8 protein-coding genes are annotated in these 11,863 nt (G+C 37.7%); 7 read left to right on the top strand and 1 reads right to left on the bottom strand.

All coding sequences use genetic code 11. From position 1 onward, the window contains the following. The first annotated feature begins 6 nt into the window (after nt 1-6). From MF646_RS01060 to MF646_RS01035, 6 genes are all read left to right on the top strand, one after another. Nucleotides 7-1,257 (top strand): ABC transporter substrate-binding protein, encoded by a 1,251-nt coding sequence (locus MF646_RS01060; protein WP_250094628.1) that lies wholly within the window; start codon nt 7-9, stop codon nt 1,255-1,257. Between the two features lie 455 nt (nt 1,258-1,712). Next, a complete protein-coding gene (locus MF646_RS01055) occupies nt 1,713-3,023 on the top strand; it encodes a sugar ABC transporter substrate-binding protein (RefSeq protein ID WP_250094627.1) in 1,311 nt (436 codons plus the stop codon). Nucleotides 3,024-3,113: 90 nt separating this feature from the next. Further along, a complete protein-coding gene (locus tag MF646_RS01050) occupies nt 3,114-4,064 on the top strand; it encodes a carbohydrate ABC transporter permease (RefSeq protein ID WP_250094626.1) in 951 nt (316 codons plus the stop codon). 17 nt (nt 4,065-4,081) lie between these two features. After that, nucleotides 4,082-4,933 (top strand): carbohydrate ABC transporter permease, encoded by an 852-nt coding sequence (locus tag MF646_RS01045; protein ID WP_250094625.1) that lies wholly within the window; start codon nt 4,082-4,084, stop codon nt 4,931-4,933. A 67-nt stretch (nt 4,934-5,000) separates the two neighbouring features. After that, on the top strand, nt 5,001-6,449 hold the full coding sequence (locus MF646_RS01040; protein ID WP_250094624.1) for a glycoside hydrolase family 32 protein: 1,449 nt from the start codon (nt 5,001-5,003) through the stop codon (nt 6,447-6,449). A gap of 4 nt (nt 6,450-6,453) precedes the next feature. Next, complete coding sequence (locus MF646_RS01035; protein WP_250094623.1) at nt 6,454-7,089, top strand: YesL family protein; 636 nt, start codon at nt 6,454-6,456, stop codon at nt 7,087-7,089. Nucleotides 7,090-7,122: 33 nt separating this feature from the next. Here MF646_RS01035 and guaC read toward each other — a convergent pair whose 3' ends face one another. Further along, nucleotides 7,123-8,106, bottom strand: coding sequence for a GMP reductase (guaC, locus tag MF646_RS01030; protein ID WP_250094622.1), 984 nt, complete (start codon nt 8,104-8,106; stop codon nt 7,123-7,125). 444 nt (nt 8,107-8,550) lie between these two features. On the opposite strand from guaC, the gene MF646_RS01025 reads away from it, so the two are divergent. Then, the gene (locus MF646_RS01025) at nt 8,551-11,616 is read left to right on the top strand and encodes an efflux RND transporter permease subunit (RefSeq protein ID WP_250094621.1); all 3,066 of its coding nucleotides are present in this window, start codon (nt 8,551-8,553) and stop codon (nt 11,614-11,616) included. Nucleotides 11,617-11,863: the final 247 nt, after the last annotated feature.

The following is an 11,863-nucleotide window of genomic DNA, read 5'->3' as shown; positions in this document are numbered from 1 at the left end:
CTCAAAATGAAAACAAATAACATAATAGGCTGTTCGCTTGTAATCGCGAGTTTATTTTTGAGCGCTTGTTCCACTACAGGAGAAGAAGTTCAGCATGAAACGAAGAAAAAACTGATTGAATTCTTCCAACCAAAACCAGAAGCTGTTGAATTTTTCAATGAGATGATTGACCAGTTTGAAATGCTTCATCCTGATATTGAGATTGAACAAGTAAACGTTCCCGACGGTATGGCAGTTTTAAAAACAAGGATTGCACGCGGCAACGTTCCTGATATTTTTATCACTTATCCAATAGAGCAAGATTATGTTGTACGTGCGGAAAAAGGGTATTTGTTAGATCTTACAAATGAAAATTTCATTCAACAAGTTGATCCTGAGATTCAAAATAGATATTTAATTAATGAGAAAATGTATGGAGTAGCCTTATCACAAAATGCAGTTGGAGTTATTTATAATACCCATATATTTGAGGAATTACAGCTTGATATTCCGCAGACATGGGACGAATTTCTGCTTACACTAGAGTTACTAGAAATGGAAGGAAAACAGCCGATATTAATAGGAAATAAAGAACTTGAGAACATAAGTGTTTTTAATTTAAACTTTATAGCTAACGAGTTTGATAGTGATTATTGGAATAAATTGAATCAAGGTAAAGTGACGATTACAAACGACCCGAGATGGATAGAAGCTTCAGAAAAAATGCTACAAGTACTAGATTACGTTCAAGACAACTCATTTAGTTATGATTCTGAAGCGGTTATTCATGCATTTATTGAAGGTGATGCAGCTATGTTTGTCGATGGGGTATGGATGCTTCCTCGAATAGAAAAATTAGATCCTCAATTAACCTATGGGATATTTCCATTTCCTGTTACAAATGATGTGGAAAGTAATAACGTTTTAGGGGGGGTTGATGGAGGCTTTGCGATTTCGGCCGATACGAACAACCCTGATGAAGCAAAGCTTTTTTTAGAGTTTCTTCTCACAAAAGAAAATGCGCAAAAATTCTCCGATTATGAAGGGAATATTAGTGCTGTAAAAGGAGTGAACATGAACAAGCCAGAAGTAAACCGTCTAGCCGAGCATGTTACTATGGGGAAGACAGTAAATTGGCCGAACCATCATTGGGCTGGAGGTACAGCTGCTGAAGCAGAGTTTAGAAGAATTTCACAGCAATTTTTTTTAGATCGTGATATTGATACTTTTCTAGAGAAATTAGAAATAATGTTTCAGAATTATAGGCAGCAACAATAGGGTTAAAACGAGTCTTTCCCTTTAAACAACATAAAAGGTGAACGAAAAAATCTTCCATTATAAGGAGGCCACTGAAAAAGGTACGGTTTTGACCTTTTTCAGTGGCCTTTAAGCAATGAGCGGAACCGTTGCTTTGCCTTAAAGCCTGCTATGAGTGGTTTTCTTATAGCAGGCGCGCAACGTGTGGAGCCATTGCTGCTTCCTCGAATCCGCTAAAAAGGACTTTTTCAGTGGATTCATTATAAGTGGAGGATTTTTTTGTTGAAAATCTTTTTTAAAAGTACTAAGAATAAGAATTTCAACAAAAATCAAAGATATACCTCGTTTTGAAAGCGCTTTATTAATTATACAATGAGTTTATAGAAGTCGAACAAAAACGGAGGTGAAGCAGAGAAATCTAGTAAATAGTTCATGTTGTGAAAGCGAAAACATTAAAGATTATAGGGGGAAATGAAATGAAACGTTGGGGATTAGGCTTCCTTTCAATTTTAACTGCAGCAGGTATTGCTACAGGATGTTCTTCAAATGATGATGTTGTAAGTAATGAGGAAAGTAATAACAATCAGTCGGGAAGTAGCGGAGATGTAGTTAACCTCACCGTTTGGCATCCTGAAGCAAGTAGAGAGATGACAGCAGCTTATAGTGAAATATTTGAGGAATTTAACGAGAGGCACGAAGGAGAGATTGAGGTAAGTTATGAGTTTATCCCACGAGGAAACCAATATGCTTACGAAGACCAAGTCTCCGCTGCTGCATCAAGTAGTTCATTACCTGATCTACTATCATTAGATGGACCGAACGTTGCTAATTATGCAGACTCAGGAATTATTCAACCAATTGATGGTTTAGTAGATAATATTGATGACTTTGTTGACTCAGTAATCATTCAGGGAACATTTGAGGATGAGCTGTATGCTATTGGACCAACAGAATCTACAGTTGCACTTTTCTATAACGTTGAAATGCTAGAAGAAGCAGGGATTACACCTCCTACAAGTTTAGAGGATGCTTGGACATGGGAGGAATTTTACGAAGCAGCTAAGACACTAACAGACAGGGAAAACGGAATATACGGTGTGAACTGGACACTTGATTACGGTGAATGGATCATTTATTTCTCAGGACCGACTGTTTGGAGTAACGGTGGAGGATTTATCGCAGAAGATGGCTCAACAACAGAAGGAATCATGAACAGCCCTGAAACAATTGAAGCACTTGAATTCTTACAAAAGTTTACGGAGGAAGGACTTGTCAATCTTCAACCTACACCAACAGAATTTGAGGATGGCAATGCAGCTATGATGTTAATGGGATCTTGGCAATGGGAAAACTTAAAAGAATACCCAGATACGGAGTGGGGAATCACATACTACCCGAGAAGTCCAAAAGGTGAACAAGTATCTCCATCGGGTGACTGGACGTGGGGAATGTCAACAAACACTGAGCATCAAGAGGAAGCAGCTCTCCTGTTAAACTTCTTAACAAACGAAGAGAATGGTTTAAAGCTTGCACTAGCTTCTGGAAAGCCAGCTGCTAGAAAATCTGCATTTGACAATATGACTGAGTGGAATGAACTGCCTCTTCGTGTGCTGAAGGATCAAGTTATTGAAACATCACACCCAAGACCTCGTACAACGTCTTACCCGGTATTATCTGCACGATACGGAGAAGCTGTACAAAATATTTTCCTTGGTGCAGATGCTAAAGAAGAGCTTGATCGAGTGGCAAGTGAAGTCGAAAGAGACATTGAAAGACAAAGTAGATAACCCAATGTTTATATTCCAAGGGGGACACCTCCCTTGGAACATAATAGAGTGATTTTAACGTTTTAGTAAAAGAAAAGGTGGTGTGACTTGATGGAAGCTGCAAAAAAAGAACAATTTGAACCACAAAGTCCAAACCCAATCAAAATGGTAAAAAGAAATAACCCAAATCGAATGACGTATAAAAGACAAAAGAAAGTTCTTGGAATCCTCTTTTCATTACCGGCACTCGTATTGCTTTTTACGTTTTTGATTCTCCCGGTCCTTCTCGCATTTATTTATAGTTTTATGGACTATGCGATGTTACGACCAGGTGAAAAAACATTTATCGGACTTGATAATTATCAGAGACTATTAACAGATGGGAACTTTCTTAACGCATTAAAAAATACCATGTATTTTACAGCTGTCGTTGTGCCTCTACAATCATTAGTTGCCCTGGGCTTAGCCTTACTTGTTAATAAAAAAGTAAAACTAGCTTCCCTTGGCCGAGTATTCTTCTTTAGTCCAGTTGTCACTTCCATGGTCGTTGTTGCGATACTTTGGACGTTTTTATATAACGTTGAAAATGGATTAATTAATAGTGTTTTAAATTTATTTGGAATTCCTAATCAACCTTTTCTACTAAGTCCAAATCAAGCCATGAATTCTATTATTTTTATGTCAATTTGGCAGGCTGCCGGATTTCAAATGATTATATTCTTGGCAGGTCTAAAAGAAGTTCCAGAAGAATTATATGAAGCTGCCGAAATAGATGGGGCAAATGCATGGAGAAAATTTTTAAATGTAACACTGCCAGCACTAAAGCATGTAACCGCATTTGTACTTATTATTACAACCATTCAAGCGTTCCGGTTATTTGTACAACCGTTTGTAATGACTAATGGGGGTCCAAGCGGGTCGACAAAGACGCTCGTCTATATGTTGTATGAAGAAGGGTTTCAGTTCCGTGATGTTGGCTACTCTTCGGCCATTTCAGTCGTGTTCTTTATAATAGTTTTAAGTGTTTCATTAATTATGAAAAAGTTCCTTGTGAAAGAGTAGAGAGGGGAGGGAATGGCATGAACTACAAAACAAAAAAACGTCTGGCAAAAGTGGGTGTTAATCTAACCATTATTGTTGTCGGGTTACTTTTCATAGCGCCTCTTTTGTGGATGATGATTTCGTCTTTGAAGCCAGAAACGAAAATATTCACGCAAATGGGTCTTGAAGCTTTTATTCCAGAAAGTCTTACTTTTGAAAATTACTATAATATTTTATTTAACAAAGAAACAGGCACTAACTTCTTTTTGTATATGTGGAATAGCTTGTATACAGTTGGAATGATTGTCATATTAGGTCTAATTGTAAACTCCCTTTGTGCCTATGCTCTTGTTAAATTGAAGTTCCCTGGTGCTGGGCTAATTCTTATGGTCATTATCGCTCTATATATTGTTCCATTTGAAAGTGTGTTGATTCCACTTTATTTAATTGTGAATGCGTTTGGGTGGGTAAATGAATATCCAGCATTATATGTCCCATTTATTGCTAACTGTTTTAACATCTTTTTGTTCCGTCAATTCTTTTTAAACATACCAAAAGAATTAGAAGAAGCTGCCCATATAGATGGGGCATCTCCATGGACCACATTTTGGCGCATTATCGTTCCAAATGCCAAGCCGGTATTTGCAACATCAGCGATATTGACCTTTGTTACTCATTGGAGCGATTTTATGTGGCCATTAATTGTGACAACCGGTGCATCAAAGAGAACGGTGCAAGTAGGGATTCAATATCTATTTACGGATAACAACATACAGTACGGAGAAATCATGGCTGCCCTATCGTTAACAACGATCCCTGTCATTCTAATCTTCTTATTTTTCCAACGCTATTATGTTCAAGGCATTACATCGAGTGGTGTAAAAGGATAAAAGTTGTTCTAAGAGGCGGTAGGAAAGTGGTTTACCGCCTCTTTAAAAAAAAGGAGAGGTATCTGACATGTACAACGAACGTTATAGACCGCAATTTCATTTTTCGCCGAAGGAAAATTGGATGAATGACCCGAATGGCTTAGTTTATTTTAAAGGAGAATATCATTTATTCTATCAGTATCATCCAGATGGCACAAAGTGGGGGCCCATGCATTGGGGTCATGCAGTAAGTAAAGATTTGATTCATTGGGATCACTTGCCGATTGCTTTGTTTCCTGATGAGCTTGGGACGATATTTTCCGGGTGTGCGGTTGTTGACTATGGCAATACGAGTGGCTTAAAAGACGGTGATGAGGATGTTATGGTTGCGATTTTTACGCAACATGAGGAGGGGAACCAAAAGCAGAGTATTGCTTACTCTCATGATAGGGGACGGACGTGGACGAAGTATCATAATAATCCGGTGATTGCTAATCCGGGGTTAAAGGATATCCGTGACCCAAAGGTGTTTTGGCATGAAGATGCAAACAAATGGATCATGTCACTTGCTTGCGGGAATCATATACGGTTTTATGGATCTTCTAATTTACTAGAATGGGAGCATATGTCCTCATTTGGAGAAGGGTATGGTGCACACGGGGGAGTTTGGGAATGTCCAGATCTAATTGAAGTACCCGTTAAAGGAAGCGAAGAAAAGAAATGGGTTTTAATTGTAAGTATTAATCCAGGTGCTCCAAATGGGGGTTCTGGGATGCAATATTTTGTAGGAGAATTTAATGGAAAGAGCTTCCTCCCTGATGAAAGCCCTGAAACGACGCACTGGGCAGATTATGGTCGTGACTTTTATGCTGCGGTTTCATGGCTTGATACACCAACGCAAGAACAGATCTGGATTGGTTGGATGAGCAACTGGCAATACGCTAATGAAGTCCCGACTCATCCGTGGAGAAGTGCGATGTCAATTCCACGTGTCGTCACATTAATGAAAACGGAAAATGGGTACAATTTAGTTCAAACGCCTGTTAAAGAAATAGAACAATTAAGAACACGCAAAACGATAGAAGAACATGATGTAATCACCCATAAAGAAAAACCATTAAAGTTATCAGGTGTTGGCCCTCTATTAGAAATGGATATAGAAGTGAAAGAGGCCCAAGCTGATACTTGGGGGATTCATGTTCGACACGGGGAATCTCAAACCACCATTGCTTTTCATTTGAAGAAAGGTCAGTGGTCTATTGATAGAACACAAAGTGGAGAGGTTGACTTCTCAACCGAGTTCCCAAGTAAAGACATCGCTCCATTCGAAAAAGAAGTAAATAAGGTCCAATTTTACCTAGATACCTCTTCGCTAGAAGTATTTTTGAATGATGGAGAAAGTGTAATAACGGAGCTCATTTTCCCATCACAAGAGGATGTAGAAATGGAATTGTTTGCTAGAAATGGTGAAGTAGCATTTGACCGTGTGAAAGTAACCAATTTAAAAGGAATCTGGGAAAAGGAAAGAGAGTTGTAGTGAAATGAATGTATGGGATGGAAAGACAGCAAAGACATTAAATAAGCTAACGAATATTGTTATTTTAAATCTGCTTTGGATTTTGTTTTCTATTCCAATCGTTACCATTGTACCAGCTACGGTGGCAATGGTTGGAGTTGTAAAAAAGTGGCACCTTGAGAAAGAAGAGCGAGTCTTAAAGCCTTTTTTACAGATTTTCCGAATGAAGTTGAGACAAAGCTTATTAATCGGTGTTCCATGGCTTATGATTGGTGCGTTGTTATTATTCGATTTGACTGTCTTTTTCAATATCCCACACGGGTTCGTTCGAATGGCACTTATTGTTATAACTAGTTTTGTCGTTTTATTATACCTTTTTACAAGTGTTTATCTAATCCCGGTTATGCTTAATGAAAATAACCTGAAAATAAAACCAATGATAAAACAAGCATTTGCACTGTCTTTTTATGATTTGCCTGTTTCGTTTTCAGTAGTAGTCATTACAGTATCGGCTATTTTTGTTGTCTCATTATTTCCAGTAACGATCATCTTCATAGGTGCTTTAACAGCTATGATTAACTATCGCTTTTGTCATAGGACGTTTCAAAAGGTTGAATCGCATAACATGACTAAAGCACACGTAAAGAAACACTGTTTTTAATGAACAGTGTTTCTTTACGTGTATTTCTAATACTTAGTACGTTTTGTCACCGTTAAAAATAGAATTCTTAACAATAACATAATCTACGTGACGGATTGAGTCTAATTTCGTTCCGCCTGCATAAGAGATAGAAGATTGAAGGTCTTGCTCCATTTCAGTCAATGTATCTTGTAAAGCTCCTTTATGCTCAACAACGATCTTTTTCCCTTCTACATTCTTCTTCTCACCTTTTTGGAACTCAGAAGCTGAACCAAAGTATTCTTTATAAAGCTTTCCATCTTTCTCGATTGTTTCTCCTGGTGATTCTTCATGTCCAGCAAATAGGGAACCGATCATCACCATCGTTGCACCAAAGCGAACGGATTTAGCGATGTCGCCATTTGTACGGATTCCACCGTCTGCAATAATTGGCTTACTTGCTGCCTTTGCACACCATCGAAGAGCTGCTAATTGCCAGCCTCCCGTACCAAAACCTGTTTTAATCTTCGTAATACATACTTTTCCTGGTCCGATTCCAACTTTTGTTGCATCTGCACCAGCATTTTCCAATTCTCTTACTGCTTCTGGTGTTCCTACATTTCCTGCAATGACAAAGCTTTCAGGTAAAAGTTTCTTAATATGTTGAATCATTTCGATAACTGCATTGGAATGACCATGTGCGATATCGATCGTAATGTATTCTGGTGTAAGCTTTTCATCGGCAAGTTGTTGAACAAAGCTATATTCTTCGTCCTTGACTCCAACACTAATAGAAGCAAACAAACCACGTGCATGCATATCTTTAATAAAATCAAGGCGCTTTTCTGGCTCAAAACGGTGCAACACGTAGAAGTAACCATTTTCAGCTAAGTAAAGAGCGATCTTCTCATCTATAATTGTTTGCATATTTGCAGGTACGACAGGTAATTTGAAAGAACGTCCACCTAACGTTGTCGTTGTATCACACTCTGAACGACTGTTAACAATACATTTTGCAGGGATTAATTGAATATCTTCGTAATCAAATACATTTTCCATAGGTATCCACCTCTAAATACGAATATTGTGGTTTGGGTCAAACGTAAATGTTCGACCCTTAGGTACTTTACAATAGTTTGAGGTGTATGTCAATGAATTAATGAAAATAGGCTTTCTTTAATAGAAAAGGCTTTCATTCAGGAGTGAAATAGGCTTCGATCATTCGACCTTATCATCCTTATCAACAACAGGGAAATTTTGTAAAAAGTAATATTGATTTAATTTCTGAAAGCTAATTATCGATACTGATTAGATTAGGTTGAATTGAAAGGTTCGAACATGTAAAGACAGGTCATCCTGTCTTTTTTTCATTGTGGTTAACTAAAGTCCTATGTATTATGTAAATTTTTTCTAAAAAGTCCTTTAATTATGAAAAAAGTAATATATTTTCTTAGAATTGCTCCTATAATAAAAAGGTATGTTAATAGATAAGGAGTGAAAGCTATGTCCTTTATTAAATTCCTTTTGGACAGAAAAATTGTGGTTGGGCTCATGGTCGTCTTTATATTTTTCATTGGTTTATTCTCAGTAACAAAATTAGATCGAGAACTGTTTCCTCCGATTTCCTTTGATATGGCATTGATTCAAGTGGATGCAGGAGAACTTGCAACAATGGATGTTGAACAACAAGTCACCGAGCCTATGGAACAAGTATTAAGTACTGTTGACGGTGTTGAGTCGTATGAATCCTCTTCCTATATTGGGCAAAGTGCAATAACGGTATATATAGAAGAGGGGAGAGGAGATGAAGTTTTTAAGGATATAGAAGCTCAAATGGCCTCACTTCAAACACAGCTGCCAGCTATCCACCAACTAGAAACATTTCAGTTTTCCACGGAACAGCCATTTGATTTCTTTATGTCAATTTCAAATGGATCGATGGAAGAAATGACGGAATTCGCAAAAAATGTAGTGAAGCCACGGCTGGAGGAATTGTCAGAAGTTCGCGAGGTAAAGTTTGATGGGCTAGAAAACTACGAAGTTTCCATACAATTTAATCAAGATACAATGGAAGAACTGAATATAGATGTAAACCAAGTCATTCCAATGATTCAACAGTCTAATCTCATTACTTCATTAGGAACATTTACGGAAGAAGAGAATGAGCCAACCATAAGGTGGGACACGACTTATGAAGGGATTGAGCACATTGAAAACTTGTTGATTCATACGGCCGATGGCATAAAGAATTTATCTGAAATAGCAGACGTTTCACTAGTAAGAAGTGATGGAAGTTCAGCAGTTTGGAAGGATGGCAGCAAAGATTTTATCTTTACACAAGTTGGACGTGTATCGAATGTGACACAAATTGAAATGGCAGAAGCGGTACGAAGTGAAGTCGAAAAAATTAAAGAAGAAGGTCTAGTAAGTGGTTTCGACTTTGAGTACATTGTGTCACAAGCCGACTATATAGAAGATGCCATTGATGGGGTAACTTATAATATTTTGCTCGGTGGACTACTCTCTATCTTAACACTCATCTTATTTCTAAGAAACATAAGAGCGACATTCATCATTGGAATTTCTATACCCGCTTCGATTTTACTAACTTTTTCAAGTATGTGGATTCTTGGATATAGCTTTAATATCATCTCTTTAATTGCATTAGGGTTAGGGATTGGGATGATGGTCGATGCTTCCATTGTCATTATGGAATCTATCTATAGAAAGAAAGAACAAGGGTTAGGTAATAGGGAGGCTGTCCTGAAAGGAATCAAAGAAGTAGCGACCGCAGTACTCGCTTCGATGCTTACGACTGTTGTAGTCTTTTTACCTATTGGGCTGTTAGGTGGAGAGACCGGTAAGTTCATGATGATCTTATCTGTCGTTGTTATTGTTACGTTAGTAAGTTCAGTCATTGTTTCTTTTACTCTGATTCCTTCGTTATCGGAAAACTTTTTAAAAGTTCGTACCACACAAAATGAAAAAAGGGAAAACCGAACAATTCGTGCGTATGGATCGATTCTTTCTTGGATGACGGAAAAGAAACGAAGAAGATATGGAGTCATAAGTTTGTTTGTGGCCATATTTATCGGTTCCCTTTTTTTAACAACAAAGATACCAATGACGATCATGCCTGATGTATTTAACCGTTATTCTGAGATTATGGTTACTCTTGAAAATGGGGTAACCCCAGCTGAAAAAGAGGAAATTGTTAGCGAAATGAACAATAGGCTGGCAACCATTACGGATGTAAAAGAGAATTTTGTCTTAGATCACGTCGAATATCTCTACGTTTTAATTAATATGACAACAGGTGATGACGTGACCGTTGAACAAAAAGAAGTCAATGAGCAAATTTTTAACGAACTAAGGCAGTTAGAAGAGTCTCATCCTATTCTCAGTGTGAACTCCGCGTTAGATGAAGGTGGGGGCGGTTTCCCAGTACAAGTAGAGATTGTAGGGGAAAACGTAGACCAACTATCCGAACTAGCTGAAGATTTAAAAGTCGAGATTAATCAAATCGATGGAATTGTTGGAGCGAAACGAACATTGGATAAGCAAGTTGAAGAGCAGCTCATTGTTTTAAACGAAGATCAAATGAAAGAAGACGGTGTAACAGCTATACAACTTTTTCATGAGATTCATGCTAGTCAAGCAAAACAACCAATTGGTCACCTATCTAATACTGATGCATCCCCTATTTATGTTGAAACAAAAAATTCAATCGAGAAAAAGTCAGATTTACTGGCTCTTGAAATAAACACACCACAAGGTCAGAAGCCTTTATCTGACTATATGGAGTTAGAGACGATTATGGCTCCGACGCAAATTGATCGAAAAGATGGGGAGCGCGTTGTAAAAGTTTTAGCAGATATTTCTGGGCGTGATTTAGGTTCCATTAATCGTGATGTTCAAGCGCTTATACAGCAGTTTGAAACCGCAGAGGGTTACACGATTTCCATTAGTGGGGATTTAGAGGCGCAGCAGGAAGCCATTCAAGAGATACTTCTTATTTTAGGAATTGCTATTTTCTTAGTATATGTTGTCATGGCTGTTCAATTTAATCATCTCGTTCACCCAATCATTGTCATGACGATCATTCCTATGACAATAACTGGTGTCATTCTTGGGCTGTTTATTACGCAAAGAGAGTTAAGCATCATGTCAGCCATGGGGGTAATCATGTTAATCGGAATTGTTCTAAACAATGCTATTCTTCTTATTGACCGAACGAAGCAATTGCGTTTTGAAGATAAGTCTGTTCATGAAGCGGTTATAGAAGCAGGGAAGAATCGAATTCGTCCAATTTTCTTAACAACATTAACGACGGTTGCCGGAATGTTTCCATTGGCTGTTTCTACAGGGGTTGCAAGTAATTATCAAGCACCGCTTGCAACGGTGGTTATTACTGGACTATTGTTTGCTACTTTGATCACGTTATTGCTGATTCCAGCTGTTTATATGTTATTTGATGATGTGGCAAGAGGGGTGAAGAGGGTTTTCCGGAGAGATAATAAAGAAAGGATAACGGAGCTAGTAGATAGAAATAAAGAGACTAAAGTTTGAGGAATAATTTTAGTTCGTTATGGAGGAATAGCCAAGGAAATTAATGGTTATTCCTTATTGAGGTTATAGTCATAAGCCACAAACTCACACATTAAGATCGTATTCAATAGAAATTATCAATTAGGATGATTTGCAATTTTAAAAAAACTTGTCGAAGGAGGTAGGATTACAACTACTTGATGAAGAAAAGTATAAAAACTTAGTAGAATTAAATATTTAAAGGCCTAAACAATTTAATGAATTAGGT

This window comes from Halalkalibacter alkaliphilus, assembly GCF_023555415.1.
In the GTDB taxonomy this organism is placed as follows: Bacteria; Bacillota; Bacilli; order Bacillales; family Bacillaceae_D; genus Halalkalibacter; species Halalkalibacter alkaliphilus.
The sequence above is the reverse complement of the archived record's forward strand: the minus strand, read 5'-3'. Positions and strand labels throughout refer to the sequence as shown.

What these genes read in the sequence shown, in the direction of transcription:
- MF646_RS01045 (WP_250094625.1), top strand. Translation starts at nt 4,082, where the DNA reads ATGAACTACAAAACAAAAAAACGTCTGGCAAAAGTGGGTGTTAATCTA.
- MF646_RS01060 (WP_250094628.1), top strand. Translation starts at nt 7, where the DNA reads ATGAAAACAAATAACATAATAGGCTGTTCGCTTGTAATCGCGAGTTTA.
- MF646_RS01050 (WP_250094626.1), top strand. Translation starts at nt 3,114, where the DNA reads ATGGAAGCTGCAAAAAAAGAACAATTTGAACCACAAAGTCCAAACCCA.
- MF646_RS01040 (WP_250094624.1), top strand. Translation starts at nt 5,001, where the DNA reads ATGTACAACGAACGTTATAGACCGCAATTTCATTTTTCGCCGAAGGAA.
- MF646_RS01055 (WP_250094627.1), top strand. Translation starts at nt 1,713, where the DNA reads ATGAAACGTTGGGGATTAGGCTTCCTTTCAATTTTAACTGCAGCAGGT.
- MF646_RS01025 (WP_250094621.1), top strand. Translation starts at nt 8,551, where the DNA reads ATGTCCTTTATTAAATTCCTTTTGGACAGAAAAATTGTGGTTGGGCTC.
- guaC (WP_250094622.1), bottom strand. Translation starts at nt 8,106, where the DNA reads ATGGAAAATGTATTTGATTACGAAGATATTCAATTAATCCCTGCAAAA.
- MF646_RS01035 (WP_250094623.1), top strand. Translation starts at nt 6,454, where the DNA reads ATGAATGTATGGGATGGAAAGACAGCAAAGACATTAAATAAGCTAACG.